The organism is Streptomyces sp. NPDC041135 (assembly GCF_055592085.1).
In genome coordinates this window covers 132850-159612 of record NZ_JBVIYZ010000004.1, presented here as the reverse complement: position 1 = coordinate 159612, position 26763 = coordinate 132850, and the positions used below count along the sequence as shown (strand labels likewise).

General features: G+C 74.0%; 20 protein-coding genes. 6 read left to right on the top strand and 14 right to left on the bottom strand.

Annotation, left to right across the window (positions count from 1 at the left end; translation table 11 throughout):
• Nucleotides 1–60: 60 nt before the first annotated feature.
• On the bottom strand, nucleotides 61–2538 hold the full coding sequence (gene pcrA / locus ACZ6CZ_RS11845) for a DNA helicase PcrA (protein WP_469018259.1): 2478 nt from the start codon (nucleotides 2536–2538) through the stop codon (nucleotides 61–63).
• A gap of 207 nt (nucleotides 2539–2745) precedes the next feature.
• On the opposite strand from pcrA, the gene ACZ6CZ_RS11840 reads away from it, so the two are divergent.
• A complete protein-coding gene (locus ACZ6CZ_RS11840; protein ID WP_469018256.1) occupies nucleotides 2746–3732 on the top strand; it encodes a tellurite resistance/C4-dicarboxylate transporter family protein in 987 nt (328 codons plus the stop codon).
• Nucleotides 3733–3780: 48 nt separating this feature from the next.
• Here ACZ6CZ_RS11840 and ACZ6CZ_RS11835 read toward each other — a convergent pair whose 3' ends face one another.
• Nucleotides 3781–4134: a hypothetical protein gene (locus ACZ6CZ_RS11835; RefSeq protein ID WP_469018253.1), complete on the bottom strand. Its 354-nt coding sequence runs from the start codon at nucleotides 4132–4134 to the stop codon at nucleotides 3781–3783.
• A gap of 429 nt (nucleotides 4135–4563) precedes the next feature.
• Between ACZ6CZ_RS11835 and ACZ6CZ_RS11830 the strand changes: the two genes are divergently transcribed.
• Nucleotides 4564–5628 (top strand): C40 family peptidase, encoded by a 1065-nt coding sequence (locus tag ACZ6CZ_RS11830; protein WP_469018251.1) that lies wholly within the window; start codon nucleotides 4564–4566, stop codon nucleotides 5626–5628.
• 15 nt (nucleotides 5629–5643) lie between these two features.
• On the opposite strand, the gene ACZ6CZ_RS11825 is transcribed toward ACZ6CZ_RS11830, so the two are convergent.
• Both ACZ6CZ_RS11825 and ACZ6CZ_RS11820 read right to left on the bottom strand, forming a co-directional pair.
• A complete protein-coding gene (locus ACZ6CZ_RS11825; RefSeq protein ID WP_469018248.1) occupies nucleotides 5644–6381 on the bottom strand; it encodes a LuxR C-terminal-related transcriptional regulator in 738 nt (245 codons plus the stop codon).
• On the bottom strand, nucleotides 6378–7670 hold the full coding sequence (locus ACZ6CZ_RS11820; RefSeq protein WP_469018245.1) for an ATP-binding protein: 1293 nt from the start codon (nucleotides 7668–7670) through the stop codon (nucleotides 6378–6380). Before ACZ6CZ_RS11820 ends, ACZ6CZ_RS11825 begins: the two co-directional genes overlap by 4 nt.
• 179 nt (nucleotides 7671–7849) lie before the next feature.
• On the opposite strand from ACZ6CZ_RS11820, the gene ACZ6CZ_RS11815 reads away from it, so the two are divergent.
• The gene (locus tag ACZ6CZ_RS11815; protein WP_469018243.1) at nucleotides 7850–9394 is read left to right on the top strand and encodes a PspC domain-containing protein; all 1545 of its coding nucleotides are present in this window, start codon (nucleotides 7850–7852) and stop codon (nucleotides 9392–9394) included.
• Nucleotides 9381–9596, top strand: coding sequence for a hypothetical protein (locus tag ACZ6CZ_RS11810; RefSeq protein WP_469018240.1), 216 nt, complete (start codon nucleotides 9381–9383; stop codon nucleotides 9594–9596). Before ACZ6CZ_RS11815 ends, ACZ6CZ_RS11810 begins: the two co-directional genes overlap by 14 nt.
• A gap of 4 nt (nucleotides 9597–9600) precedes the next feature.
• On the opposite strand, the gene ACZ6CZ_RS11805 is transcribed toward ACZ6CZ_RS11810, so the two are convergent.
• Both ACZ6CZ_RS11805 and ACZ6CZ_RS11800 read right to left on the bottom strand, forming a co-directional pair.
• Nucleotides 9601–10131, bottom strand: coding sequence for a DoxX family protein (locus tag ACZ6CZ_RS11805; protein WP_469018238.1), 531 nt, complete (start codon nucleotides 10129–10131; stop codon nucleotides 9601–9603).
• Nucleotides 10132–10275: 144 nt separating this feature from the next.
• Complete coding sequence (locus ACZ6CZ_RS11800; protein WP_469018236.1) at nucleotides 10276–11562, bottom strand: hypothetical protein; 1287 nt, start codon at nucleotides 11560–11562, stop codon at nucleotides 10276–10278.
• Between the two features lie 191 nt (nucleotides 11563–11753).
• On the opposite strand from ACZ6CZ_RS11800, the gene ACZ6CZ_RS11795 reads away from it, so the two are divergent.
• On the top strand, nucleotides 11754–12647 hold the full coding sequence (locus tag ACZ6CZ_RS11795) for a DUF4429 domain-containing protein (protein ID WP_469018233.1): 894 nt from the start codon (nucleotides 11754–11756) through the stop codon (nucleotides 12645–12647).
• Between the two features lie 69 nt (nucleotides 12648–12716).
• Here the strand turns inward: ACZ6CZ_RS11795 and ACZ6CZ_RS11790 are convergent, their stop codons facing one another.
• Together ACZ6CZ_RS11790 and guaA are read right to left on the bottom strand one after the other, a co-directional pair.
• A complete protein-coding gene (locus ACZ6CZ_RS11790) occupies nucleotides 12717–13511 on the bottom strand; it encodes a class II aldolase/adducin family protein (protein ID WP_469018231.1) in 795 nt (264 codons plus the stop codon).
• A 238-nt stretch (nucleotides 13512–13749) separates the two neighbouring features.
• Nucleotides 13750–15330, bottom strand: a complete 1581-nt coding sequence (gene guaA / locus ACZ6CZ_RS11785; protein WP_469018228.1) for a glutamine-hydrolyzing GMP synthase — start codon at nucleotides 15328–15330, stop codon at nucleotides 13750–13752.
• A 342-nt stretch (nucleotides 15331–15672) separates the two neighbouring features.
• Between guaA and ACZ6CZ_RS11780 the strand changes: the two genes are divergently transcribed.
• Nucleotides 15673–15939 carry a chorismate mutase gene (locus ACZ6CZ_RS11780; protein WP_469018226.1) on the top strand — a complete coding sequence of 89 codons (267 nt, stop codon included), beginning with the start codon at nucleotides 15673–15675 and terminating at the stop codon, nucleotides 15937–15939.
• A 625-nt stretch (nucleotides 15940–16564) separates the two neighbouring features.
• Here the strand turns inward: ACZ6CZ_RS11780 and ACZ6CZ_RS11775 are convergent.
• The 6 genes from ACZ6CZ_RS11775 to ACZ6CZ_RS11750 all read right to left on the bottom strand — a co-directional run bounded on the left by ACZ6CZ_RS11775 (nucleotide 16565) and on the right by ACZ6CZ_RS11750 (nucleotide 26695).
• The gene (locus ACZ6CZ_RS11775) at nucleotides 16565–18403 is read right to left on the bottom strand and encodes a GMC oxidoreductase (protein ID WP_469018223.1); all 1839 of its coding nucleotides are present in this window, start codon (nucleotides 18401–18403) and stop codon (nucleotides 16565–16567) included.
• Nucleotides 18404–18464: 61 nt separating this feature from the next.
• Entirely contained in the window at nucleotides 18465–20138 is a 1674-nt protein-coding gene (locus ACZ6CZ_RS11770) for a succinic semialdehyde dehydrogenase (protein WP_469018220.1), read from the bottom strand.
• A 112-nt stretch (nucleotides 20139–20250) separates the two neighbouring features.
• Nucleotides 20251–21240 (bottom strand): serine/threonine-protein kinase, encoded by a 990-nt coding sequence (locus ACZ6CZ_RS11765; protein WP_469018218.1) that lies wholly within the window; start codon nucleotides 21238–21240, stop codon nucleotides 20251–20253.
• Between the two features lie 76 nt (nucleotides 21241–21316).
• Complete coding sequence (locus tag ACZ6CZ_RS11760) at nucleotides 21317–23059, bottom strand: serine/threonine-protein kinase (RefSeq protein ID WP_469018216.1); 1743 nt, start codon at nucleotides 23057–23059, stop codon at nucleotides 21317–21319.
• 89 nt (nucleotides 23060–23148) lie between these two features.
• Nucleotides 23149–24900: a serine/threonine-protein kinase gene (locus ACZ6CZ_RS11755; protein WP_469018213.1), complete on the bottom strand. Its 1752-nt coding sequence runs from the start codon at nucleotides 24898–24900 to the stop codon at nucleotides 23149–23151.
• 142 nt (nucleotides 24901–25042) lie between these two features.
• Nucleotides 25043–26695: a serine/threonine-protein kinase gene (locus ACZ6CZ_RS11750; protein ID WP_469019084.1), complete on the bottom strand. Its 1653-nt coding sequence runs from the start codon at nucleotides 26693–26695 to the stop codon at nucleotides 25043–25045.
• Between the last annotated feature and the right edge of the window lie 68 nt (nucleotides 26696–26763).

Sequence of the window (26763 nt, the reverse complement as noted above, 5' to 3'; positions counted from 1 at the left end):
CCGGGACCGGCCCCCCGGGGTGAGTTCCCAGGGGGAGTCCGTGTGCTGAGTGCTGAGTCCCTACAGCTTCTCCACCGGCGCGTACCGCAGCAGCAGCCGCTTCGGCTTGGTGTCCCCGAAGTCGATCGTCGCCTCCGCGTTGGCGCCGGTTCCCTTGACGCCGACGACCGTGCCCAGCCCGAACTGGTCGTGCGTCACCCGGTCCCCGACGGACACCGACACCACCGGCTTCTCCGCACCCCGCCGCGTGGCGAACCCGGAGGCGCCCGACGCCGACGAGCGGGAGCGCGACGAGGACAGCGACGCCGCCACCCCGGCGGCCGGCCCCGACGACACCGGGGAGGTCCCGCCCGTCCGCTTCCACTCCACGTGGGCGGCCGGGATCTCCTCCAGGAAGCGGGAGGGCGGGTTGTACGACGGCTGCCCCCACGCGCTGCGCAGCGCGGACCGGGTGAGGTACAGCCGCTCCCGCGCGCGCGTGATGCCCACGTACGCCAGGCGCCGCTCCTCCTCCAGCTCCTTGGCCTGGCCCAGGGCGCGCATGTGCGGGAAGACGCCGTCCTCCATGCCCGTCAGGAACACCACCGGGAACTCCAGGCCCTTGGCGGTGTGCAGCGTCATCAGCGTGATGACGCCGTCGCCGTCCTCCTCGTCGGGGATCTGGTCGGAGTCGGCGACCAGGGCGACCTGCTCCAGGAAGTCCGACAGCGTGCTCGACTCGTCCTCGCCGCGCTCCTGCTCGAACTCCAGGGCCACGGCGGCGAGTTCCTGGAGGTTCTCGATCCGGGTCTCGTCCTGCGGGTCGGTCGAGGACTGGAGCTCTGCGAGGTAGCCGGTGCGTTCGAGGACGGCTTCCAGCACCGTCGCCGGGCCCGCGCCGGACTCGACGATGGTCCGCAGCTCCTCCATCAGCACGTTGAACCGCTTGACGGCGTTGGTCGACCGCGCGGCCATGCCGTATGCCTCGTCGACCCGGCGCAGCGCCTGCGGGAAGCTGATCTTCTCGCGCTGGGAGAGGGCGTCGATCATCGCCTCCGCGCGGTCGCCGATGCCGCGCTTGGGCACGTTCAGGATGCGGCGCAGCGGGACCGAGTCCTCGGGGTTGGCGAGCACGCGCAGGTAGGCCAGGACGTCCCGGACCTCCTTGCGCTCGTAGAAGCGGACGCCGCCGACGACCTTGTAGGGCAGGCCGACGCGGATGAAGACCTCTTCGAAGACACGGGACTGGGCGTTCGTGCGGTAGAAGACCGCCACGTCACCGGCCTTGGCGTCGCCCGCGTCGGTGAGGCGGTCTATCTCGTCGGCGACGAACTGGGCCTCGTCGTGCTCGGTGTCGGCGACGTAACCGGTGATCCGCGCGCCCGCGCCCGCGTTGGTCCACAGGTTCTTCGGGCGGCGCGACTCGTTGCGCTCGATGACCGCGTTGGCGGCGGAGAGGATCGTCTGCGTGGAGCGGTAGTTCTGCTCCAGCAGGATCGTCGTCGCGTTCGGGTAGTCCTCCTCGAACTGGAGGATGTTGCGGATCGTCGCGCCCCGGAAGGCGTAGATCGACTGGTCGGCGTCGCCCACGACGCACAGTTCGGCGGGCGGCAGGTCGTCCTCGCCGGGCGGCACGTCGACCGGGTGCTCGGCGGTGCCGACCAGCTCCCGCACCAGCGCGTACTGGGCGTGGTTGGTGTCCTGGTACTCGTCGACCAGGACGTGGCGGAAGCGACGGCGGTAGTGCTCGGCGACGTCCGGGAAGGCGCGCAGCAGGTTCACCGTCGTCATGATCAGGTCGTCGAAGTCGAGGGCGTTCGCCTCGCGCAGCCGCGACTGGTACAGGACGTAGGCCTGGGCGAGGGTCTTCTCGAAACCGTCGGTGGCCTGCGCGGCGAAGTCCTCCTCGTCGATCAGCTCGTTCTTCAGGTTGGAGATCTTGGCGCTGAAGGACTTCGGCGGGAACCGCTTGGGGTCGAGGTCGAGATCACGGCAGACGAGCGCCATGAGCCGCTTGCTGTCGGCGGCGTCGTAGATCGAGAACGACGACGTGAAGCCGAGCCGCTTGCTCTCGCGGCGCAGGATGCGCACGCACGCGCTGTGGAAGGTCATCACCCACATCGCGTTGGCGCGCGGGCCGACGAGCTGCTCGACCCGCTCCTTCATCTCGCCCGCGGCCTTGTTGGTGAAGGTGATCGCGAGGACCTGACCGGGGTGCACGTTCCGCTCGGCCAGCAGGTGGGCGATGCGGTGGGTGAGGACCCGGGTCTTGCCGGAACCGGCGCCGGCCACGATGAGCAGCGGCGAACCCGCGTGCACGACCGCGGCGCGCTGGTTCTCGTTCAGCCCCGCCAGCAGCGCGGCCGCGTCGAGGGCCGGCCGCGGGGCGCCGTCGCGGTAGTAGGCGTCCCGGTCCGGCGGCACGTCGAACCGGCCGCCGAACAGGTCGTCCGGCACCTGCTCGGGAGCGTGGTCGTCGTCGGGCGGCGGGGGCTCCTCCTCGTGGGCGCGGGGGCCCTGGAGGTCGGCCAGGAAGCTGTCGTCAAAGAGGCTGCTCATCGCTCTCCGAGTCTAGGGCGCCGCACTGACAGCCGACCGCCACCCTGAGAAGTCGGCCCCCACGACCGCGAGATCTCGCCCACGCACGAGGGAGGAAGCGGGTGATGACGGCTGCACGCCGGTCGCCCACCGCGCGCGTGGGAGGTCCGGCGTGAGCCCCGGCGCGCCCCGGCTCCCGCGTCGCGCGCGGCTGCCTAGCATCGGGGAGTGCCCGGCTTCACACCCTTGAGCGCCTGGTGGGCGCACCGGCGGCCGGCGGCCGGGGCCGCCGTGATGGCGACCGGCATCGTCTCGGTGGGCCTGCACCTGACCGGCGACGAAACCCTGTCCCGGTGCGCCCTCGTGCTGACCTGCGTCGCCTGGCTGGCACTCGCCGCCGGTTTCGCCGTACGGCTGCTGCGGGAGCGGCGGCGGTGGCTGGCCGACGCCGAGTCGCCGGGGGCGCTGACCGCCGTCGCCGCGACCTGCGTCCTCGGTACCCGGCTGGCGGCCCTGGGCCGGCACGGAGTGGCCGAGGCACTGCTGGCGCTGGCCGCGCTGCTGTGGCCGGGCCTGCTCCTGCTGGTCGTACGGCACTGGCGGCGGCGCATGCCGGGAACGGTGTTCCTGGCATGCGTGGCCACCGAGGGGCCCGCCGTCCTGGGGGCCGCCCTGGCCGGCGCCGAGGCGAGCGCGTGGCTCGCGCACACCGCGCTGGTGCTGTTCTGGCTGGGCCTGGTGCTGTACGGGCTGGCGCTGACCCGCTTCGATCCGCGGCAGCTGGCCGAGGGCGCCGGGGACCAGTGGATCGCGGGCGGGGCACTGGCGATCTCCGCGCTGGCCGGCACGGGGCTGCTGGCCGCCGACAGCGCCCGCCTGTACCTGTGGAACGACGACGACCGCGGTGTCCTGCGCCATGTGACGCTCGCGCTGCTCGTGCTGTCCCTGGCCGGGTACGCCGTCCTGCTGGCCGCCGAGCTGAGGTGGCGGCGGCCGCGCTACGACGTGCGGCGCTGGGCCACGGTGTTCCCGATGGGCATGACGGCCTCGGCGGCGCTGTCCGTCGCGGGGGTGGTCGGCGTGCGCCGGCTGGAGGGGCCGGGACGGGTGCTGGTGTGGGTCTCGGTCGCGGCCTGGCTGGCGGTGGCCGCCGGCGCGGCCCTGGCGACCCGCGCGAGACTCACCGCGGCCGCGGAGGCCCCGGAGGTCACCTAGCCCCCCTAGGTCACCTAGGTGACCTGAGTGCCCAGGGGTCCGGATGGCTCACGTCCACAGCACGGCGATGAGGATGTTCGCCACGGTCAGACCGCCGACCAGCGCGAAGGCATCCTTGTCGACCTTCTCCTCGTCCCGCTTCACGTAGACCAGCCCGAGGATCACGATCAGCAGGGCGAGCTTCACGCCGATCTTGACGGTGTCGACGTGCTGGTCGTCGGCCTGGTTGAGGCCGACCAGGACGACACCGGTGACCAGCATGGTCAGCGCGCCGTGCAGCATCCCCGGCACGAACCGGGCCGTGCCCTGGCCCATCGCCTTCATCTGGGTGAGGAAACCGCCGAGCAGCGCGGCGATGCCGATGATGTGCAGGGCGACGAAGAGATGGATGAGTACGGCCATGGGCCGGAGCCTAATCAGCGGCCGGCCCCGTCCTCCCACCGGGGCCCACCCTTGTCCCACCCGCCGCCTGGGGCGCACAGGCCGCATATATCCACGCCATAGCACCCCACCCTCCCCACGGGTCCCGGAATCCGCGCATCGGTCAGCAGGCAGCGGCAAGCGGAACTCCGCGCCCGGCGAAGCCGGTCACAGGAGGTCCCGCCGCGGTCCGGTGCGACCAGTTCCGTACATCGCGTCACCAAGCCGTCACACCCCGGTTTAGCGTCCTCCCCCAGGTGACCGGCTCTCCGACGCCGCCCGGGCCAGGGGCGGCAGCCGGCCACCACCGCCGGGGAGGTCCGGCGGTGGCCCGTCGCCCCTGTGCGGGCCGCCGCCGGACGCGAGGATCCGGCCTGGTACTCGACTCGTACGGAAGGACGTGACGGGCAGGTGGCAGCGCACCGCAAGCCCAGGCAGCGCTCGGTCAGCGGCAGTACGGCCAAGGCGGCCGCCACCCTCGCCCTCGCGGGCGCCGCGACCGCGACGGGCTTCGACGGGACGGGACACGCGGCGCCCCAACTGACACCGGCTCAGGTCAAGGCCAGGGTGAACACGCTGTACCGGGAGGCGGAGACCGCCACGGAGAAGTACGACGGCGCCGAGGAGAAGGCGGCGGCCGCGCGGCGGCGGCTGACGGGGCTGCGCGACCAGGCGGCCCGCAAGCAGGGGCGGCTCAACTCGGCGCGCGAGGCGCTCGGTTCGGCCGCCGCCGCCCAGTACCGCGACGGCGGCATCGACCCCGCCTGGCAGCTGGCGCTGTCCGGCGATCCCGACAAGTATCTGGACGGGGCCGCGTTCGCCGAGCGGGCGGGCCGGCGCCAGGCCGGGGCCGTCGCCCGGGTACGGCAGCAGCTGCGGGAGATCGAGCAGCTGCGGGGGGCGGCCCGGGTCGAGCTGACGTCGCTGCGCGCACGGCAGGCCGAGCTGAAGCGGCAGAAGCGGATCGTCACCGGGAAGCTGGCCGAGGCGCGGCGGCTGCTGTCCCGGCTGACCCCTCGGGAGCGGACCCTGGCCACCGCCGACGGCTCCCCGGCGGGGCACGCCTCGCGCGCCGCCGCCGACGCCCGGGACGCCCTGGACGCGCCCGGTACGGCCGGCGCCGTGAACTCCCGTGCCGCGGCGGCCGTCGCCTACGCCTACCAGAAGCTCGGCAGCCCCTATGTGTGGGGCGCGACCGGCCCGGACGCGTTCGACTGCTCGGGGCTGGCCCTGGCCGCCTACCGCTTTGCGGGTGTCTCCCTCCCGCGCACCACCTACGCCCAGATCGACGCCGGCCGGCGCGTCTCCCGCTCCCAGCTCCAGCCCGGGGACCTGGTGTTCTTCTACTCCGGGATCTCTCACGTCGGCATCTACGTGGGCAACGGCCAGATGATCCACGCCCCGAACCCGTCGGCCCCGGTCCGGCTGGCGCCGATCGACCAGATGCCGTTCGCGGGGGCGACGCGGGTGGCGTGAGACCCCGCCGGGTGCTCAGACGAGGCGGCGGGCCGTCGCCCAGCGGGTCAGCTCGTGACGGTTGGACAGCTGGAGCTTGCGCAGCACCGCCGAGACGTGGGACTCGACCGTCTTCACCGAGATGAACAGCTGCTTGGCGATCTCCTTGTACGCGTAGCCCCGCGCGATCAGCCGCAGCACCTCGCGCTCGCGCTGGGTGAGACGGTCCAGGTCCTCGTCGACCGGCGGGGCGTCGGTGGAGGCGAAGGCGTCCAGGACGAACCCGGCGAGCCGCGGGGAGAAGACGGCGTCCCCCTCCTGGACGCGGAAGACGGAGGCGACCAGGTCGGTGCCGGTGATCGTCTTGGTGACGTAGCCGCGGGCGCCGCCCCGGATCACGCCGATCACGTCCTCGGCCGCGTCCGACACGGACAGCGCGAGGAAGCGGACCGGCCGCTCGGGGTCCGCCGACAACGCGGCGCAGCGGCGCAGCACCTCGACTCCGCCGCCGCCCGGCAGATGGACGTCGAGGAGGACCACCTCGGGCCGGGTCGCGGTGATCACCGCGACCGCCTGGTCGACGTCCGCGGCCTCGCCGACCACCTCGACGCCGGTCTCCTCGGTCCGGCCGATCTCGGCCTGGACGCCCGTGCGGAACATGCGGTGGTCGTCGACCAGGACCACACGGACGTGCCGCCCCCCGGCAGGTCCGGAACCCGCACCGGCCGCCTCCGCGGCCCCCGCCGTGCCGTTCCCCTCGGTCGCGTCGCTCATGACGTCCTCTCCGCCCTCTCCATCTCCAGCTCGACCTCCGTGCCGCCGTCCGGCACCGCCCGCAGCCGGGCCGTGCCGCCGTTGCGCTCCATACGGCCGATGATCGATTCTCTGACGCCCATGCGGTCGTCGGGTATCGAGTCGAGGTCGAAGCCCGGGCCGCGGTCGCGGACGGACACGAAGACCGTACTGCCCTCGACCTCCGCGTAGACCTGTACGGCGCCGCCGTCGCCACCGTACTTGGCGGCGTTCACCATCGCCTCGCGCGCGGCCTGCATCTGCGCGGCGATCCGTTCGTCGAGCGGGCAGTCGCCGACCACGACGACCTCTATGGGGACGCCGTGCTTGTCCTCGACCTCGGCGGCGTTGCGCTTCACCGCGTCGGCGAGGGTGGTCGGTTCGTCCGCCTCGTCCTTGCCGTTGCCCTCGGGCTTGTACAGCCAGGCGCGCAAGTCGCGCTCCTGGGCGCGGGCGAGGCGGCGGACCTCGCCGGGGCTGTCCGCGTTGCGCTGGATCAGGGTGAGGGTGTGCAGCACCGAGTCGTGGACGTGCGCCGCGACCTCGGCGCGCTCCTGGGCGCGGATGCGCATCAGGCGTTCCTCGGAGAGGTCCTGGGTCATGCGGACCAGGTAGGGGCCCGCGAGGAGCGTGATGCCGACCAGCACCGCCAGGGCGGCCTGGAGCACCGAGCCGAGGTGGGCGGCCGAGCCCTGCATGACGAAGATGGCGGAGACCCCGGCCGTGACCAGCAGGACTCCGACACCGGCGCGCAGCAGCGTGAGCGTACGGCGGCGGCTGCCGACCTCGACCCAGCGGGCCCGGCGGGCGTTGTCCGCCTGGCGCCAGACCAGGGCGACACCGGCGGCGACGAGGACGGCGGGCAGGAGGTAGGCCTTGGCGCCGTTGCTCAGGTTGACGCTGCCCACGAAGACCATGGACACCACGACCATGAGGAGCAGCGCGACCATCTGGCCCCGGTCCGGCTTGCGGGCGACGAGTCTGCGGCGGCCGTCCGGTGAGGTCTCGGTACCGACCAGGGAGGGCGACTTCTGGTCGCCGACGCCGCCGACGCCGAGCGGGACGAAGAACCAGAACGCGGCGTACAGCAGCGCGCCGAGGCCGTTGGCGAGGAACAGGCCGGCGAAGACGAGCCGCACCCAGATCACGGGCAGCCCGAGGTGCCCGGCGAGGCCCCGCGCCACCCCACCCAGCCAACGGCCGTCGCTGCTGCGGTAGAGCTTGCGCGGCGGCCGCGGGTCGTCGAGTGGCAGTGCTGCGGCGTCCGGCATGCCATCGATGGTCACACGGCGGTGGGCGCCGGGCATCAGGGTCCGCCCCCTAGTCGCCCCTGATCTTCCGCCGGGCCACCGGCCGAACACTTCCCGCCCGCCGTCTCGGGGCCGATATCAGGGTCCGGCCAGGGTCGTTCCGACTGCCGCCGCGGCGGCCGGGCCGTCACCATGGACGCATGACGGATCACGAGCACGCCGCGACGGGTCCGGGACCCGGCTCCGGCCCGCGCCCGGCCCCGGGCCCGGGCCCCGGGCCGACGGATGCCGCGTCCGCCGCGACGGGGAGGACCTCGGCGGCAGGGGCGGCAGGGCCGACGGGGACAGAGGGAATGACGGACACCGCCGGAGCCTCGGGCGCCGGCGGCGGGACGGGGCGCGCCGGCGGCGAAGGTGCGGCCGGGGGTGCGGCGGGGGCAGCGGGGCCGCAGACCGGTGCGGTGATCCCGCCCTTCCGCCGGGACCCGCGGCAGAAGGTGATCGCCGGAGTCTGCGCCGGGCTCGGGCGGCAGACCGACCTGGACCCCGTGATCTTCCGGATCACCCTGGCCGTGCTGGCCGCGACCGGCGGCCTCGGTCTCCTCTTCTACGGCTTCGCCTGGCTGCTCGTGCCGTACGAGGACGAGGAGGAGAACGAGGTCCGCAAGCTGCTGACGGGCCGGGTCGACGGACAGGCCCTGGCCGGGGTGCTGTTCGCGCTGGTCGGCTGCGGGGTGTTCCTGACGATGCTGCGCAACGGCGGCGTGCTGACGTTCTCCGTGGTCCTCTCCCTGCTGCTGGCCGGCGCGGGGTACTGGTCGCGGCGGCGCGACGCCGCCGACCCCGACCCGCTGGCCGCCCAGGCGGCCGCCGACGCACCGCCGGAGGCGCAGGCCCCGCCGGTCGTCACCACCTATCCGTCCTGGTGGCGCGATCCGATCGTCAAGGACGGCACGCATGTCGGCGGCACCGGCTACCTGTGGGGCCCGTCGGACGCGCGGACCCCGGACGCCGGCCCGGCGCTCGACGTCGGCGTGGCCTATCCCTGGCGGCATCCCGGCGCCCAGCACCCGCCGCGGGCACCGCACACCACCGCGGCGCCGAAGCCACGCGGACCGCGCTGGATCGGCGGTTGGGTGTTCCTGCTGGCCCTGCTCGCGGCCGCCGTGGGCACCGGCATGTTCTGGAAGACGCATCCGCTCGGCACCAGCCTCCAGGCCGGTCTCGCCGCCGCGCTGGTTGTCCTCGGCGTGGGCATCGGGCTCAGCGCCTTCCTGGGGCGGACCGGGGCGGGATCGGTGTTCCTGGCGATCGTCACGGCGGCCCTGCTCGCCGCCTCGGCGGCCATGCCCCGGGACATCACCACCCACTGGCGGCACCAGTCGTGGCGGCCCGCCTCGACGGCCGGCATACGGCCGGGGTACGACCTCGGCGCGGGCGTCGGCACCCTCGACCTGACGGCCGTGCGGCCCGCCAAGGGGCAGACGGTGCGGACGAAGGCCCAGGTGGACGCGGGCCGGCTGAAGGTGATCGTGCCGGCGGACGCCACCGTGCGGCTGAGCGTCCACGTCGGTCTGGGCGACATCAGACTGCCCGGTGAGAAGGCCGACGACGTGGACGTGGCACCGGACAAGCGCGAGGACGTCACCCTGTCACCGACGACGGGTGGCCGGAACACGGGCACGCTGGACCTGGACCTCCAGGTCGGTGCCGGACAGGTGGAGGTCAGCCGTGCCGCGTCATGAGTTCCAGCCGGGGAAGCTGGTCGCCGGCCTCTTCCTCGCCGCGACCGGTGTCGCCTACGCGGGAGACGCGTTCGGGCGGTGGCGCATCGAGTGGTTCGCGGCGCTCCCGCTGGTCGTCGGCGGCCTGTGCCTGGCGGGTGTCGCGGCGGTCGTCGGCCGGGTGGTGCGCAGACGACGCGGCACCGAGGGCGGCTACCGGTAACCGCCTAGCGGTAGCCGCCGCTCCGGTGCCGCCGCCGGGCACGCAGGGCGGCGTCCACGGAGAAGTAGGGGGTTCCGGCGAGGACGAGCGGCAGCCAGGCCATCAGATAGGCGAGGTCGTTGCCGTAGTAGTAGGGCGTCGACGCCCAGCTCATCGTCAGCCACAGGCTGAGCGAGATCAGCGCGCCGCCGAGGGCGGCCAGGCGGGCCAGCAGGCCGATCAGGATGCCGACGCCGACGGCCAGTTCGCCGAGGGCGACGGCGTAGCCGAAGCCGACGGGGTTGTTCAGGGCCAGGTCGACCAGGGCCGGGACGGCGGAGGAGTCGCGCACGCCGCGCATGATCTCGCCGATGGAGCCGGAGCCGCTGGACTTCATGAAGGCGCTGTCGGTGAGCTTGTCCAGGCCGGCGTAGACGAAGGTGACGCCGAGGAAGACGCGCAGCGGAAGGAGGGCGTAATGAGTGGCCGTGTCCCGCCAGGTACGGGGGCCGTCGAGGGAGGAGGTGTGTGGTCCGGTCCGCATGCCGTACGTCATCGCTGTAGCCGCCTCTCGCCCGCCGTGCCCCGGCCCTTCACAGACCATACGTATGCGGGGCGGTCAGCGCTCGACCCCGTCGGGCACCTTTTTCCGGCTTCGGCGGGAAAGGGGGATGCGGCGTCCTCCGGGGACCGCCCGGGGTCACTCGGTGATCTCCACGGGGCACCGGTTGGTCGCCACCCCGGCAGCCGTGATCACCTGCACGTCCAGGCAGCCGGGCTCCACGTCCGCCGGGACGGGCACGGTCAGGGAGGTGTCGGTGGGGTTGCTGAAACCGCCGGTGACCGGGACGAGCGGGACGTGGACGTGGACCGCGCCGATGCGGACGATCATCCGGGCCAGGTGGTCGGCGCCCTGGGCACCGGGCGGGACGAAGCCGGTGCCGCGGATCTCGATGTCGTCGCCGGTGCGGATGGGACCGTCCAGGTCGCCGGCCTCCCGCACCCGGACCACGGACAGCACCGCCGGTCGCCCGCCCTCCGCGTACTTGCCCGCCAGGTAGGTCGCGGCCGAGATCAGCACCACCGCCACCAGTCCCCAGGGCAGGTCGGGCAGCCGGTCCGGGCGCCGGGCGAGCCGTACGGCGGCGAACACCAGGGCCACGGCGCTGATCGCGACGTACTGGATGTCGGCGAAAGTGCCCCGGCCGGAGTCGTCGGTGAGCAGGTCGGCAGCGCGCGGCCGGTGTGCGCGGATCTTCTGCAGCCGCAGGCCGAGGATGCGCAGGCCCACCACCCGGCGCACGAGTACGGCGATGCCGCAGACCACCGCCAGGACGGTCACCACGCCCGCGGCGCGGCCCAGTGCGAGTCCGGAGATCAGCGCGTCGCGCTCGGCGTGCGCGGACGCGGCGGCCAGGCGGCCGGCCAGCAGCAGGACGGCGTAGGCCACGAACAGCACCCAGGCCGCGGCCACCGTCCGGGAGGTGGACATCCGGTTGTCCTCGCCGACGACCGGGGCCAGCGCCCCGCCGCGCGCCCGGTGGAACCAGGAGGCGGCGGTCAGCGCGGCCGCCACCAGCAGCGCGGCGAGCAGCCCGGCGGTGCGCGCGCTGGTCCAGCCCGCGCCGACGGCGGTGAGCGACTGCGTCAGCAGCAGCACGACGACGGCCGCCCAGACGACGCACACGGTGCGCCGCCACAGCCGGGCCAGCCACGCCTCCCCCTCCGCGCGGCCGCGCCCGGCGACGGTCTCCGCCTGCTGGGTCAGTTCCTCGGAGACCCACTGGCGGGACGCGGACGCCGAGTGCGCCACCGCCGCCGGCAGGCCCTGCCCGGCCGCGAACTCGTCCCGCCTGCGCAGGAAGGCGCTCACCGCCCGCCGGTGCCCCTCGCGCGCGCCGTGCGGGCAGTCCCCGCAGGTGCAGCCGCCCTCGTGTCCCCCGTCGGCGCCCGCTGCCGCGCCCTGTCTCGCCTCCTGCACCGCCACGCCCGAAGCCCGCCTTCCCCACGACCCGAGACACGGCCGGCGGCGCCCTCGAAGGCCCCGTCCGGCGCCGTGCAACTCCCCTGCGACGAGAGCGAATTGTGCCCTACACCACGCCCTCGCGGGCCCGCCGGGTCCGGTGGCCGCGGGTGAAGCCGGGCCCATCGGGTTGACCGTACTGGGAGAATTCGCCCATGGCCGAGATCATCCAGCGGAACGGGACCTGGGCGTTCGACGGCAGCACGGTCCGGATCACGCCGGGGCTCCACCGCTCCGTGCCGCTGTTCCGGCAGACGTACGGGGAGGTCGCCGTGCCCCTGGAGGCGGTGGCCGGTGTGGCCTTCGAGCCCGAGGGCAGACGCGGCCGGCTGCGGATGCGGCTGCGCGAGGGCGCAGACCCGCTGCTCCAGGCCACCGGGGGCCGGCTGCCGGACGCGGCCGATCCCTACCGGCTGGCGGTGGACGCGGACCGCTGCGGGGTCGCCGAGTACGTCACCGAGGAGATCCGCCACGCCCTGCTGCTGGACCGGATTCCGCGGACGCCCACCGCGACCTGTCTGCTGCCCGGTCCGCCGGTGCCGGTGTCGGTGCGGTCCTCCGACGGCACGGTCTCCTTCGACGGTACGCAGGTGCGCGTGGACTGGGCCGACACCTCCGACCGGGTCAAGCGCGCCGCGGGCCCCCGGATCATCGGCCTGCGCGAGGTGACGCGGGTCGAGTGGCTGCCCAACTCGGGCTTCGAGGACGGGTTCCTGCGGTTCGTGACCCGCGAGACGGCGTTCGCGGACCTGCCGCCGGACAAGGACCCCTGCGCGTTGGACCTGTGGGGCAGTGCCCGCCGGGACCTGCTGACGGCGCTGGTCGCGGCCGCCGTCACCGCCCGGCTGCCGCACCCTTCCGCCCCGGAGGGCACCGGCGCGCGGGAGGGCCGGGACCGGGCCGCGGGAACCGTGCCGCGCCAGGGCGACCACCACGACGTGCTGCTGCGCCGCCTGCGTGAACTGGGCGAACTGCACCGGGACGGAGTCCTCACCGACGAGGAGTTCACGCTGACGAAGGCGGCCGTCCTGCGCGGCTTCACCGGCTGACCCGGGGCTGACCAGCGGCTGACCACCGGCCGGCCGGTGGCCAGGTCGGGCGGGCGGGCCCCGTCCGGGTCAGCCGAGCAGGTCCGGTTCGCCGCGGCTGATGTCCCGCCAGAGGGGTTGGTAGTTGATCCAGGCGACCAGGTCGCCGCCGAGCTGTTCGCGGGTGGCGACGGCCAGCTTGTGGTCGATGAGGACCGGGCGCCCGGCCGCCTTCGCCATCAGCTGCACCTGGCAGGAGCGTTCCATCGTCAGGAACCACCAGGCCGCGGCGTCCACGGAGTCGCCGACCGTGAGCAGCCCGTGGTTGCGCAGCACCAGCGCCTTGCGGGAGCCGAGCGCGGCCGCGATGCGGCGGCCTTCCGCGGCGTCGACGGCGACGCCGGTGTAGCTGTCGTAGAGGGCGTGGTCCTCGTAGAAGGCGCAGCTCTCCTGGGTGATCGGGTCGAGCAGGTCGCCGAGGGCGGACAGCGCGCGGCCGTGCACCGAGTGGCAGTGGGCGACGGCGACGACGTCGGGGCGGGCGGCGTGCACCTGGGCGTGGACGGTGAAGGCGGCCTGGTTGATGTGGTAGCGGCCCTGGACGACCTGGCCGTCCCGGTTGGCCAGGACCAGGTCGCCGACGGTGACGTGCCGGAAGGGCATCCCGAACGGGTTGACCCAGAAGCAGTCGGTGAACTCCGGGTCCCGCGCGGTGATGTGCCCGGACACCCCGTCCTCGAAGCCGGACCGCCCGAAGATCCGCAGCGCGGCCGCGAGGCGTTCCTTGCGGTGCCGCCGCTCGTCCTCGACCGAGTCGTACATCGGCGGCATCGCGAACCGCAGCTGGTCGGTGGGCAGCGGCTGGGGCGGGGTGGGCCCGTGCATACGTCCTCCAGCACTGGGTGTGCGTTACGGGGCGGAAGGTACCCGCGGTCGGCCTGGGAGAACAGAGGCGGGAGGTGACGATCCCACGCGCCGCCCGACCGCACGGAGCGCAGGGCCGTCCGCCGCCGCGAACGGCGAAGAGGTGGAACCGCCGCAGCCGTTCCACCTCTCGCGCACCGAGCCGGCCGATGAGCCGGCGGATGCCTTACGGGACGAGCGTCCGCCTAGGCCAGGGGGCTCACTCCCACTCGATGGTGCCCGGGGGCTTGGAGGTCACGTCGAGGACGACGCGGTTGACGTCGCGGACCTCGTTGGTGATGCGGGTGGAGATCTTCGCGAGGACGTCGTACGGCAGCCGCGACCAGTCGGCGGTCATGGCGTCCTCGGAGGAGACCGGGCGCAGGACGATCGGGTGGCCGTAGGTGCGGCCGTCGCCCTGGACGCCGACGCTGCGGACGTCCGCGAGCAGGACCACCGGGCACTGCCAGATGTCCCGGTCGAGACCGGCCGCGGTCAGCTCCTCGCGGGCGATGGCGTCGGCGTCGCGCAGCAGGTCCAGGCGCTCCTTGGTGACCTCGCCGACGATCCGGATGCCCAGGCCCGGGCCGGGGAACGGCTGGCGCTGGACGATCTCCTCCGGCAGGCCCAGCTCCTGGCCCACCATGCGGACCTCGTCCTTGAAGAGCTTGCGGAGCGGCTCGATGAGCTGGAACTCCAGGTCCTCGGGGAGGCCGCCGACGTTGTGGTGGGACTTGATGTTGGCGGTGCCGCTGCCGCCGCCGGACTCGACGACGTCCGGGTACAGGGTGCCCTGGACGAGGAACTCGACCGCGGGGCCCTCGTCGGCGATGATCTCGGCCTGCGCCTGCTCGAAGACGCGGATGAACTCGCGCCCGATGATCTTCCGCTTCTCCTCGGGGTCGCTGACTCCCTTGAGGGCGGTGAGGAAGCGCTCCTCGGCGTCGACGACCTTCAGCTGGACGCCGGTGGCGGCCACGAAGTCCTTCTCGACCTGCTCGGTCTCGCCCTTGCGCATCAGGCCGTGGTCGACGTAGACGCAGGTCAGCTGGGAGCCGATGGCCTTCTGGACGAGGGCGGCGGCGACGGCGGAGTCCACCCCGCCGGACAGGCCGCAGATGGCGCGCTTGTCGCCGACCTGCTCGCGGATCGCGGCGACCTGCTCGTCGATGACGTTGCCGGTGGTCCAGTCGGGCCGCAGGCCGGCGCCGCGGTAGAGGAAGTGCTCCAGCACCTGCTGGCCGTGCGTGGAGTGCATGACCTCGGGGTGGTACTGGACGCCGTAGAGCTTCTTCTCGTCGTTCTCGAAGGCCGCCACCGGGACGACGTCCGTGGACGCGCTCACGGTGAAGCCGTCGGGGGCGGCGGAGCAGGCGTCGCCGTGCGACATCCACACCGGCTGCTCGGCCGGGGTGCCCTCGAAGAGGGTGGAGGACGTCCGGGAGACGTGCAGATCGGTACGGCCGTACTCGCGGGCGCCGGTGTTGTCGACGGTGCCGCCGAGGGTCTGCGCCATCAGCTGGAAGCCGTAGCACATGCCGAAGACGGGGACGCCGGACTCGAAGATCTCGCGGTCGAGGCGGGGGGCGCCCTCCGCGTACACGGACGACGGGCCGCCGGAGAGGATGATCGCCGCGGGGTTCTTGGCGAGCATCTCGGTGACCGGCATGGTGCTCGGCACGATCTCGCTGTAGACCCGCGCCTCGCGGACGCGACGGGCGATGAGCTGGGCGTACTGCGCGCCGAAGTCGACGACCAGGACGGTGTCGGGAGTGGCGGCAGCGGGAGTCGCTGATGACACGGGGTGCCTTCCGGCGGTCTGGGCGGGGTCTTGTACTACCGATTCTACCGGGGTCGCCGCGGGTGACCTCGTCGTGCGCCCGGCGGGACGGCAGGGCCGGGCACACGGCGGCGGAACGGCCGTGGCATGCGGGACGGGACGTGGCATACTGACCCCGTGCTCACGCAGACGACCTTCCTCTTTACCTATGGCGACCGGCCCGCCGGCTGCCATGGTCGTCACGCTTGAGCGAACCGCCGAGCGACTTCCCAGGCGCCCCGGGCCGACAAGGCCCGGGGCGCCTGTCGTTCTCCGGGTTCTGCGGTTCCGGGGCCTCCGCCCTCCCGATCCAGGAGCCCCGACATGACCACCACCACAACCCCCACCCCGGCCGCGGCCATCGCCGGGGCCCGTGAACGCATCGACGTGCTGGACGACCGGATCATCGGCCTCATCCAGGAACGGATGGCCGTCTCCGCCGTCGTGCAGGAGACCCGCATCGCCTCCGGCGGCCGCCGGGTGAACCTCTCCCGCGAGATGGAGATCCTCGGCCGCTACCGGGAGGCGCTGGGCAAGCCCGGCACCACCCTCGCCATGACCCTGCTGGAGCTGTGCCGGGGTCGCATCTGAGTTCGGGCCCGCTCTCACCCGTACGGCGCGTGACCGGCCCGCGCGCGGCTTCGTTGGTCCGGGTGTCCGTGCCAGCCAGGGGCGGGCCCGACGAAACCACGCGTGGCTCGCCGGAGCGATGAGGCGTACGGATCGTGCCGTGCGCCGTGGGACCTCGCTCCGGACAAGTGACCGGACGGCAGGGGACAGCGGCCCGGTCACGCAAGAGAACGGCCGGCTCCGGGGACGCCCGGGGCCGACCGACGGACAACCGCACACCCGCACGACGGGACCCCGACGCGTACCGGTTCTGCTCCGTACCGGCTCCCCTGCGTACCGGGCGTACCGGCGGCACAGGCACTCAGAACCAGCGGCGCGACCCCCCTGCGCCGCTTCCAGGCACCGGCGCTGCCCTGACGTCGGTGCTGACGGAAGAAGGGCCCCGCGGCCTCCGTCCCGCGGGGCCCTTCCCCGTGCCCGGCCCCGGACCGGCACCCGGCACCCGGCACCCGGCACCCGGCACCCGGCACCCGGCAATGTGACCCAGAACACATGGGAACTTCGCGTTCCGCGGGCAACCCTTCGCCGTCCTCGCTGATCCAACCCTGCGAATCAAGGACCTGCGCTCGGAGGGGGGCGCAGGTCCTTAATCATGTCCGGAGTGGCCGGAGCCCGCGGGGGCGTTCTTCGGCGGGACCGCCGGGATGCCGAGGAACGGCAGCCGCAGTGCGCCGAAGGCGTCCGCCGGCACCGCCGGATGCTGCGGCTCCACCGGCTTCAGCCGCTCGTAGGCGGCTCCCTGCGGCGGGCGCTGGTCCTCCTCGCCCTTGTTCGGCCAGAACGACATCGCCCGCTCGGCCTGGGCCGTGATCGTCAGCGAGGGGTTGACGCCGAGGTTCGCGGAGACCGCCGAGCCGTCCACCACCGAGATGCCCGGGTGGCCGTACAGCCGGTGGTACGGGTCGATGACGCCGGTGTCGGGGGAGTCGCCGATGGGGCAGCCGCCGAGGAAGTGCGCGGTCAGCGGGGTGCCCATCAGCTCGCCGACGTTGCTGCCGGCGAAACCGTTGATCTCGGCGGCGAGCGCGGACGCGGCCTCGGAGGCGGCCCTTATCTGCTTGGGGTTCGGCGCGCCGTGGCCCTGCCGGGCGGTGAGCAGGCCCTTGCCGACGCCGCCGGGCTTCAGATAGGTGGTGAGGGAGTTGTCCAGCGACTGCATCACCAGACCGATGATCGTCCGCTCCGACCAGCGGCGGTTGGACAGCGAGCGCAGCACCAGCAGCGGGTGCCGGGCCGCGTTCGCCACCCAGCCCAGCACCCGGGAGGAGCCCTCCGCGTACGGCACCTGGAGGATCGACAGGCTGCCCATCGCGTTGGAGCCCTTGCCGTAGCGGACCGGCTCGATGTGGGTGCTGTCGTCGGGGTGGATCGAGGAGGTGATCGCGACGCCCCGTGTGAAGTCGGCCTTCGCCGCGCCGTGCGCCTTGCGGTAGCGCCGGTCGTCGGTCTGAGCGCCCACCAGGGCCTCGGAGTTGGTGCGGGTGAGGTCGCCCAGGCGGTCCGACAGGTACGGCAGCCGGCGGCCGGCCTTCATGCGGTGCAGCAGGGTCTGGGTGCCGTAGGTGCCGGCGGCGAGGACGACCCGGCGGGCGGTGAAGGTCCGGCCCGCGCCCTTCCTCTTCCGGTCGGTCGGCAGGGTGGCGACCGCGTAGCCGCCCCGGGAGTCGTCGGTGACGGACACGACGGTCGTCATCGGGTGGACCACCGCGCCCGCCTTCTCGGCCAGGTGCAGGTAGTTCTCGTTCAGGGTGTTCTTCGCGCCGTGCCGGCAGCCCGTCATGCAGGAGCCGCACTCGGTGCAGGCGCGGCGCGTGGGACCGGCCCCGCCGAAGTAGGGGTCGGCGGCCTCCTGCCCGGGCCGCGCCCTGCCCTTGCCGTCGCCGTCCTCGCCGTCGCCGAAGAAGACGCCGACCGGGGCCAGGTGGAAGGTGTCGCCCACGCCCATCCGCTGGGCCGCCGCCTTCAGATGGACGTCGGAGGGGGTCATGGTCGGGTTGACCCGGACGCCGAGCATGCGCTGCGCCTGGTCGTAGTACGGCCGCAGTTCGTCGTGCCAGTCGGTGATGTCCCGCCACTGCGGGTCGTCGAAGAAGGCCTTCGGCGGTACGTAGAGGGTGTTGGCGTAGTTGAGGGAACCGCCGCCGACACCCGCCCCGGCCAGCACCATGACGTTGCCCAGCAGGTGGATGCGCTGGATGCCGTACATGCCGAGGCGGGGCGCCCAGAGGTAGTTCTTCAGGTCCCAGGAGTTCTTCGGGAGGGTGTCGCGGGTGAAGCGGCGGCCGGCCTCCAGGACGCCGACCCGGTAGCCCTTCTCCGTCAGGCGCAGGGCGGTGACGGAGCCGCCGAAGCCGGAGCCCACGACGAGGACGTCGTAGTCGTACGCCGAATCGTCCTGCTCGGGGACGGAGTTCTCCTGCGACACGTGCTCTCCTCGTCGAGAACGGGATGGGTGGGACCGGGGGCGGGGACTGCGGGATCAGGGGTTACCGGAAGCGGAATGCCTTCATCAGGCGGAGACTGCGGCTCATGAACGCCGCGTACGCCTCGTCGTCCATGCCCAGCGACGGCGCCATGGGCAGCAGCCGCTGCCGGGCGACCGTCTGGGCCTCGGTGTACTTGAGGATGCCCTCCGAGCCGTGCCGGCGGCCGAGGCCGGAGTCCTTCATCCCGCCCATCGGCGACTGCACGCTGCCGTAGGCGGGCGCGTAGCCCTCGTTGATGTTCACGGTGCCGGTGCGCAGCCGGGCGGCGACGTCCAGGCCGCGGCGGACGTCCTTCGTCCACACCGACGCGTTCAGGCCGTACGCCGTGGAGTTGGCGCGCTCGATCGCCTCGTCGTCGGTCGAGAAGCGGTAGACGGACACCACGGGCCCGAAGGTCTCCTGCTCGCACACCGCCATGTCGCCCTCGACACCGTCGAGGATGGTCGGCTCGAAGAAGTACGGGCCGATGTCCGGCCGTGCCACGCCGCCCGCGAGCACCTTCGCCCCCTTGGCGACGGCCTCCTCCACATGGCGCGTGACGGTCTCCAGCTGCCGCTCCCCCACCAGCGAGCCCATGTCGGCACCGTAGGCGAGGGCGGTGCCGAGCCGCATGGCCTTCGTACGGGCCGCGAAGCGCTCCAGGAAGGCGTCGGCGACCGACTCGTGGACGAGCAGCCGCTCGATGGCGATGCACAGCTGCCCGGCGGAGGAGAAGCAGGCGCGGACGGCACCGGCCGCCGCCTTCTCCACGTCCGCGTCCTCCCGCACGATCATGGCGTTCTTGCCGCCGAGTTCGAGGGAGACGCCGACCAGCCGGGCGGCCGCGCCCTGGGCGACCTCGCGGCCGGTGCGGGTGGAGCCGGTGAAGGAGACGTAGTCGGCGTGCCGGACGACCTCGGGCCCGACGACCGGGCCCTCGCCGAGCACCACCTGGAACACGTCGGCCGGCAGCCCGGCCTCGATGAGCAGGTCACGGGCCCACAGCGCGGTCAGGCAGGTCTCGGTGTCCGGCTTCATCACGACCGCGTTGCCCGCGACGAAGGCCGGCAGCGCGTCGCCGACCGACAGCTCGAGGGGGTAGTTCCAGGGGGCGATCTGACCGATCACCCCGCGCGGGTGGCGCAGTTCGGTGACCCGGGTGAGCACGGGCACGGCACCGGCGTGCCGCTTCGGCCCGAGGTAGGCGGGGGCCTTGCGCCCGTAGTGCCGGGCGGCGACGGCGACGGCCTGCACCTCCTCGTGGGCGTGCAGCCGGGCCTTGCCGGTCTCCAGCTGGATCAGGTCGAGCACCTCGGCCTGCCGCTCCAGCACCAGGTCGTGGAAGCGGAGCAGGACGGCGGCGCGCCGGCGCACCGGCGTCCGCTCCCACACGGCCTGCGCGGCGCGGGCGGCCTCGAAGGCCCGGGCCACGTCGTCCGGGGTGGACTCGGGCAGGTCGGCCAGCTTCTCACCGGTGAACGGTGTGTGACTGGCGGTCCGGCCGGAGCCCGCGACGCCCTTGGTGAGCTGGGCGATCAGTTCCGGGGTGACCACGTCGGCGGCGGTGCGCGCACCGGCCGGGGCGGGCGCGAGCGGGTTGGTGCCGGTGGGCGCGGAAGCGGTGCCCGCGGCGCTGTCCGGCACGGTTTCCGGGGCGGTTTCGGGCGCGATGTCCGGGGCCTGCGAGTCCGTCATGAGGCGCAGGGTATGCCGCCGCGCGGCCTTTGGGTACCCGTCGGTAACGGGGATTCACCGACCGCTCACACGCTGCCAGCGATCACTGGCAGCAAACGTGCTGATCAGCGGGTTACCGGGGCGGAACGGCCACCGCCCGGCGCGCCGCGGATTCCCCCGGGACCACCGCTCCGGCACCCGGTCCGGACCCGGTCACCCTGGCACCGGGCGCCCCGCCAGGTGCGCGCGTCCCACTGCCCGGCGCGCCGACGCCGGCCGCGAGCGCCGCGGCGACCTCGTCGGGGGCGGGCCGTCGCCCGGGGTGCGGGTCGAGCAGGCGGCTCAGCAGGGCGGCGAGGGGGCCGAGCCGGCCGGAGACGTGCGGGCGCGATCCCGGGGGCTCCGTCTCGGGGACGCCCTCCGGGTGCGGGGCGGAGGCCGCGCCGAGGTCGCTACGGCCCCGCAGCGGTGGCCGGCCCTCGACGGCGAAGTGCAGCAGCGCGCCCAGCGACCACAGGTCGGAGGCCGGTCCGGCGCCGCGGCCCGAAAGCCGCTCCGGGGCGACGAACCCGGCCGCCGACCGCTCCTCGGGCGCGTGGCCGATGCCGACGTCGGTGAGCACGACGCGGCCGGTGCCGGTTTCGAGCAGGACGTTGGCGGGCTTCACGTCGGGGTGCACGATGCCGACGGCGTGGGCGGCACGCAGAGCCCCCAGCACGGCGAGCCCGACCCGGGCCGCCTCGGCGGCCGGGAGCGGCTCGCGCCGCACGGCCTGATGCAGCGACTCGCCGTCGATCAGCTCCATGACGATCCAGGGGAGCCCGTCCTCGGTGACGACCTCGTGGATGCGGACGGCGCAGGGATGGTCGACGCGGGTCGCGGCGCGTGCCTCGTGGCGCAACCGGTGCGCGGCGCGCTCGCGTTCCCCGTTCCGGTCCCCCGGACCGCTTCGGTCGCCCCGGTCACCCGGCAGCAAGGGCTCCTTGACCGCGACGTCGCGGTGCGCGTGCTCGTCGCGGGCCCGCCAGACGACACCGGCGGGACCGGAGCCGATGCGCTCGGTCAGCCGGTAACGTCCGCCGATCAGCCGGGTTCCGGGCGGGCGCCCGCCGTTGTCGTCCATGCCTGGCGACTACCCGCCCGGCGCCGATAGTTGTCGCCGCGTCAGATGGCGACCGGTCCCGCCTCGCCGCGGCCGCTCAGAGCTTGCCGATGTCCAGGTTGGCGATCGCCGCCCGGGCCACCTCCCGGCCCCGGGCCGTGAAGTCGCCCTTGGACGGGTAGCTGACGGTGAGCCGGTAGAGGTCGCCGGAGGCGGTGCGGTAGTAGAAGAGGCGCAGTTCGCGGGGGCGGGGGTGCTGGGTGTCGTCGGTGGTGTAGTCGACCGTGTTCTCGGCGGCCTGCCCGCCGCGGTACTTCACGTCCGCGTCCGGGTCCGTCCTGGCGGCCTTCCGCATGTCGAGGGAGTAGTCGCCGTCGGTCTTGAACTTCTCGTTGTCGGCGTACATCTGGGCCCGTGCGCTGCTCTTGATCTCGTGCAGGGAGTCGTCGGACCTGCGGGAGAGGTGCAGGCCGACCCAGATGCCGCCGCTCCAGTCGGAGTACGTCACCCAGTCCTGGTCGGTGTCGTCCGCCTCGGGCCTGGTCACCTGGTAGGCCGCCGGCACCCCCAGCGACGCGCCGAGGCCGGGGTTCGCGCGCACCGTCCAGCCGTCGGGGAGCGGGCCCGCGAACGGGTCGGTCAGCACCAGGCAGCCCGCCACCGCCGCCGCGACGGCCACCGCGCCCGCGCCGAGCCGGAAGCGGCGCCCCGGGCGGACGGCGCGGCGCCCGTCCGGGGCACCCGGAACCACGGTGGGGCTCGGGGCCCCGGTGGGACTCGGGACAGTGGTGGGGCCCGGGACCGGTGGGGCGGGCGGCTCGGCGGCCGCCGCCAGCAGGGTCCTGACCCGGGCGGCGTCCGGGCGGTGCGCGGGGTCCTTGCGCAGCAGGCCGTCGATGACCTCGGCCAGCGGGCCGTGCGCGGCGGCGGGCGGGGCGGGGACGGCGTGCAGGACGGACTGGAGGGTGGCGGGGGTGTTGCTGCGGCGGAAGGGGGAGACCCCCTCCGTGGCCGCGTACAGGACCACGCCCAGGGACCACAGGTCGCTGGCCGGGCCGGGGCGCCGGCCCAGCACCCGTTCCGGCGCGATGTACTCGGGCGAGCCCACGAAGCCGCCCGTGTCGGTCAGGTTGGTCTCGCCCTCGATCTGCGCGATGCCGAAGTCGGTCAGGACGACGCGTCCGTGCCGGCCGAGCAGCACGTTGTCGGGCTTGACGTCCCGGTGCAGGACGCCAGCCGCGTGCGCGGCCTCCAGCGCGCCGAGGACCTCCAGGCCGATCCTGGCCGCCTCGCGCGCGTCGAGCGTGCCCTCCTGGAGCGCGCTGCCCAGCGAGCGGCCCCGCACCAGCTCCATCACGATCCAGGGCCGGCCGTCGACGACCGCCACGTCGTGCACGTTCACCACCGCGGGGTGGTCGAGCCGGGCCGCGGCGCGGGCCTCGCGGCGCATGCGCTCGAACGCGTTGGCCTGTTCGCGTTCGGGAAGGTGGTCCGGTACGCGGGGTTCCTTCACGGCGACCTCCCGGCCCACCGTCTCGTCCTCGGCCCGCCAGACCGTGCCCATGCCGCCGTACCCGAGCCTGGCCAGCAGGCGGTAGCGTCCCGCGATCAGCCGCCCGGCCCCGGGCTCGGGCGACGGGTACGCCGGCGGCTGCGGCGACGGGTGCGCCGGCGGCTGGAGCTGCGCAGGTGCGTGCGGCTGCGGCTGCGGCGGGACCGCCTGGGCGGGCACCGCGTACGGATTGCCGGGATGCGGTACGTGCACCGGCGTTCTCGGTGGTTGCAGACCGAAATTCGTCGGCTCGTCGGCCCCCTGGCGGGCTCCCCCGTCGTTGCTCATGGTCCATCCATACCGCGCGCCGGGCGTCCGCTTCCAGCACGAGCGCGAACCGGTCACAGACCCGTGACCGAGGCGCGGCGCGGCACCCCTCAGTCCGCGACGAAGGTGTCCACCGCGACGTCGAAGTGCTCCCGTGCCTCCCGGACCTGCCCGACCGGCGCCGACACCCACACGTCGTACAACCGCCCGGACTCCTCCCAGCACAGGTCGTAGGTGTGCCGGGGGCCCTCCGTCGCGCTGAAGCCGTTCCAGGTGAACTCCCAGAGCGCGGCGGGGTGTCCGGCGTGGGTCGTGTCGGTGACCCGGCCGTCGTGGTACCCGGGGTTGGCGTCGCCGCCGTCGGCCGCCGCCCGGCGCATCACCGCCGACGGGCCGCCGGGCTCGGGGTCGCTCACCTTGACGCCGAGGCGGAAGGTGTCGCCGGGCGACAGGTAGAAGACGCGCTCCCCCTGCCGCTGGCGGGTGAAGCCCTCCGGTACGGCGAGGGAGAAGCCGGCCGGGTCCCGTGCGACGCGGTAGCCCGAGGGGGCCGTACGCGCGCCCGCTGCCGTGGTTCCCGCCGACGCGGAGCCGCCCGCACCGGTGCTTCCCGTACCGCCCGTGGCCGGGGAGCGGGTGACGGTGACCGTCGGGGCGGGTGACGGGGACCGCGAGGCACTCGTGCCGGGGCGCGGTGCCGGGCTCGACGTCGTCCCGTGCGGGCTGCCGCCGCCGTCCCCGCCCTTCATCAGCAGCGCCGCCGCCGACACGCCCGCCCCGGCCATCGCCGCGACGAGCAGCGCCGCGAGCAGCAGGCCGCGGGTGTTCTGCCGGGCGGGCGGCGGCGGTCCGGCGGTCGCGGGTGCGGGGGCGCCCGTTCCGCCGGGGCGCGGCACGTCGCGCTGGGTCGGCGTGTAGGGCGGCGCGGCCGCGGCCCGGGGCGTACGGCCCCCGGTGCGCCAGTGCGTACGGCGCCAGGTGCCGGACCCGGCCGCCGTGCCGTCCGCCGCGGGCGGACCGGGCGGGGTCCGTCCCGTCGCCAGGAACTGCCGCAGCATGGCCTCCGCCTCGGCCGCCCCCAGCCGCCGGTCGGGATCGCGCTCCAGCAGGCCCCGTACGACGGGCAGCAGCGGCGCGGCCTGCGCCGGTGGCCTGATCTCGTCGGCGACCACGGCGTGCAGGATGCCGCCGAGCGAGTCGCGGCGGAACGGGGACTCGCCGCTGAGCACCGCGCACAGCAGCGCCCCCAGCGACCACAGGTCGGACTCCGGCCCCGTGCGCACCCCGGCCATCCGCTCCGGCGCGGTGTACTCGGGCGAGCCGACGAAGGAGCCGGTCTCGGTGAGCGTGGTGGCTCCGGCGACCTGCGCGATGCCGAAGTCGGTCAGGACCACCCGCCCGGTGCCCGCCTCGATCAGCACGTTCGCGGGTTTGATGTCACGGTGCAGCACCCCGGCCGAGTGCGCGGTGTGCAGCGCGCTCAGCAGGGCGACGCCGATCCGGGCGGCCTCGGCGGCGTCCACCGGGCCGTCGGCGGAGACCCGGTCGGCCAGCGAGCCGCCGTCGATCAGCTCCATGACGATGTACGGGCGCAGGTCCTGCTCGACGACGTCGTGCACGACGATGATGTGCGGGTGCCGCAGCTGGGCCACCGCCCGCGCCTCGCGGAGGGTGCGGTCCCGGCGGCGGCGGGCGTCGTCGTCCGGGAGCGAGTCGTCCTGGGTCAGCTCCTTGACCGCGACCCGGCGGCCCAGCAGCAGGTCCTCCGCGTGCCAGACGACACCCATGCCGCCGCGCCCGACCCGTGCCCGCAGCCGGTAACGGCCGGCGATCACGCGGAAGTCGTCCCCCTCGGTCCCCATGAGCCCCATCATGCCGCACCGGACGGTGCCCCTCCGGGGCGTTGACCGGCCAAGACCGGACAACGACGGCGACCGCCGCGGGCCGTACCGGACGCGCCCGGCGGGACGGGCCGGTCAGGGCGTGCACCTCAAGACCGGCCGGTCAGGACGTGCCGGGCTGCCAGCTCTGGAGCACCCAGGTGAACTGCTTGCTGGTCGTCGCCCAGTCCTGCGCGGGCGAGGACATGTACAGGGCGTACTCGGTGCCGTCGTGGGCGATGTACGTCTCGTCGACGGCGTGCCGCTCCCCGGCCACGTGCGGCGGGTCCTTCTTCAGCGCCAGCCAGGTGTACTCCCACAGCGAGGCGTCGCGGTCGCGGTAGAGGTTCTTCTCCAGCTTCAGGCGGTGGTAGTCGACGAGCCCCTGCAACCGCTGCTCCAGGTCGACCTGGTGCAGGCGCGGGTCGGCGTAGTCCGGGGAGCTGTCGATGCCGACGCGGAGGAAGTGCTTGCCGCCGTCCGGCGAGTAGTCGACCTGCTTCAGGTCGCCCTGGATGCCGTACACCGAGCGCTTCCAGCCCTGGGGCAGGGAGAGGCTGAAGCCGAGCGGGTCGTGGACCTGCCGCCAGGAGCCGGGGACCGTGCCGTCCGGTCCGGGGGTGCCGTCGGAGCCCGAGCGGCTGGGGGTGGGAGTGGGGGTGGGGCCGGAAGTGGTGTCCGTGGCGGAGTCCCGCTGTTCCCAGGAGCCCCACTGCTGGAACAGCACCGCCCCGCCACCGCCGACGACGGCCGCGAAGGCGACGACGAGCGCGAGGGTGCGCAGCCGCCGGCGCCGGGGGCGGGTGGGGGCCGAGTAGGGCGGCGGGGCCGTCGCGGTGGCCGCCGTCGTACCGGTCGCCGGGCCGCCGTAGCTCGCGGTGCCCGGCCCGTGCTGGGCGCCGTGGGCACCCGGGCGCGGTCCGGCGGGGCGCGTCGGGACGTGCGCCTGCGCCGCGCCGGGCCGCCGCCCCTCGGCCGCCTCGGCGAGCATCTGCTCGGTCTTGGCCGCGTCCGGTCGCTGGGCCGGGTCCTTGCGCAGCAGCGCGCCGATGACGGGCGTGAGCACGCCGGCGTACGCCGGTTCGGCGGCCTCCTCCTCGACGACCGCCTGCATGGTGCTCAGCGGCGAGGTGCGGCGGAACGGCGAGCGGCCCTCCACGGCCGTGTACAGCGTGGCGCCCAGCGCCCACAGGTCGGAGGACGGGCCGGGGTCGTGGCCGCGCACCCGCTCGGGCGCGAGGTAGTCGACCGAGCCGACGACCTCGCCGGTGCGGGTGATGGTGGAGTCACCCTCGATCTGGGCGATGCCGAAGTCGGTGAGCAGGACCCTGCCGTCCCGGCCGAGCAGGACGTTGCCGGGCTTGACGTCGCGGTGCAGGACCCCGGCGGTGTGCGCGGCGCGCAGGGCCCGCAGCACCCACAGTCCGATGCGGGCGGCCTCCGGCGGCTCCATCCGCCCGCGCTCCTTGACCGCGTCGGCCAGCGAGCAGCCCTCGACCAGCTCCATCACGATCCACGGGCGGCCGTCGTGCTCCAGGACGTCGTGCACGGTGACGACGGCGGAGTGGTTGATACGGGCCGCGGCGCGCGCCTCGGCCCGGGTACGGGCGAGCAGGACGCCCCGGTCGCTGTCGGAGACGTAGAGGGCGGCGGTCAACTCCTTGATGGCGACCGCCCGGTGCAACACCTCGTCGTGGGCGCGCCACACCCGGCCCATGCCGCCGCTGCCGATGGAATCGACGAGCCGGTAGCGGCCCGCGACGAGCAGGCCCTGCATCTGATTCACGTTGCCCCGCAATGCTCTTGACAGGGTCAGAGTAAGTACCGCCCTGCCTTCAGGGAACC

What these genes read in the sequence shown, in the direction of transcription:
- pcrA (WP_469018259.1), bottom strand. Translation starts at nt 2,538, where the DNA reads ATGAGCAGCCTCTTTGACGACAGCTTCCTGGCCGACCTCCAGGGCCCC.
- ACZ6CZ_RS11835 (WP_469018253.1), bottom strand. Translation starts at nt 4,134, where the DNA reads ATGGCCGTACTCATCCATCTCTTCGTCGCCCTGCACATCATCGGCATC.
- ACZ6CZ_RS11825 (WP_469018248.1), bottom strand. Translation starts at nt 6,381, where the DNA reads ATGAGCGACGCGACCGAGGGGAACGGCACGGCGGGGGCCGCGGAGGCG.
- ACZ6CZ_RS11820 (WP_469018245.1), bottom strand. Translation starts at nt 7,670, where the DNA reads ATGCCGGACGCCGCAGCACTGCCACTCGACGACCCGCGGCCGCCGCGC.
- ACZ6CZ_RS11815 (WP_469018243.1), top strand. Translation starts at nt 7,850, where the DNA reads ATGACGGATCACGAGCACGCCGCGACGGGTCCGGGACCCGGCTCCGGC.
- ACZ6CZ_RS11805 (WP_469018238.1), bottom strand. Translation starts at nt 10,131, where the DNA reads ATGACGTACGGCATGCGGACCGGACCACACACCTCCTCCCTCGACGGC.
- ACZ6CZ_RS11795 (WP_469018233.1), top strand. Translation starts at nt 11,754, where the DNA reads ATGGCCGAGATCATCCAGCGGAACGGGACCTGGGCGTTCGACGGCAGC.
- ACZ6CZ_RS11790 (WP_469018231.1), bottom strand. Translation starts at nt 13,511, where the DNA reads ATGCACGGGCCCACCCCGCCCCAGCCGCTGCCCACCGACCAGCTGCGG.
- ACZ6CZ_RS11780 (WP_469018226.1), top strand. Translation starts at nt 15,673, where the DNA reads ATGACCACCACCACAACCCCCACCCCGGCCGCGGCCATCGCCGGGGCC.
- ACZ6CZ_RS11770 (WP_469018220.1), bottom strand. Translation starts at nt 20,138, where the DNA reads ATGACGGACTCGCAGGCCCCGGACATCGCGCCCGAAACCGCCCCGGAA.
- ACZ6CZ_RS11765 (WP_469018218.1), bottom strand. Translation starts at nt 21,240, where the DNA reads ATGGACGACAACGGCGGGCGCCCGCCCGGAACCCGGCTGATCGGCGGA.
- ACZ6CZ_RS11760 (WP_469018216.1), bottom strand. Translation starts at nt 23,059, where the DNA reads ATGAGCAACGACGGGGGAGCCCGCCAGGGGGCCGACGAGCCGACGAAT.
- ACZ6CZ_RS11755 (WP_469018213.1), bottom strand. Translation starts at nt 24,900, where the DNA reads ATGGGGACCGAGGGGGACGACTTCCGCGTGATCGCCGGCCGTTACCGG.
- ACZ6CZ_RS11750 (WP_469019084.1), bottom strand. Translation starts at nt 26,695, where the DNA reads ATGCAGGGCCTGCTCGTCGCGGGCCGCTACCGGCTCGTCGATTCCATC.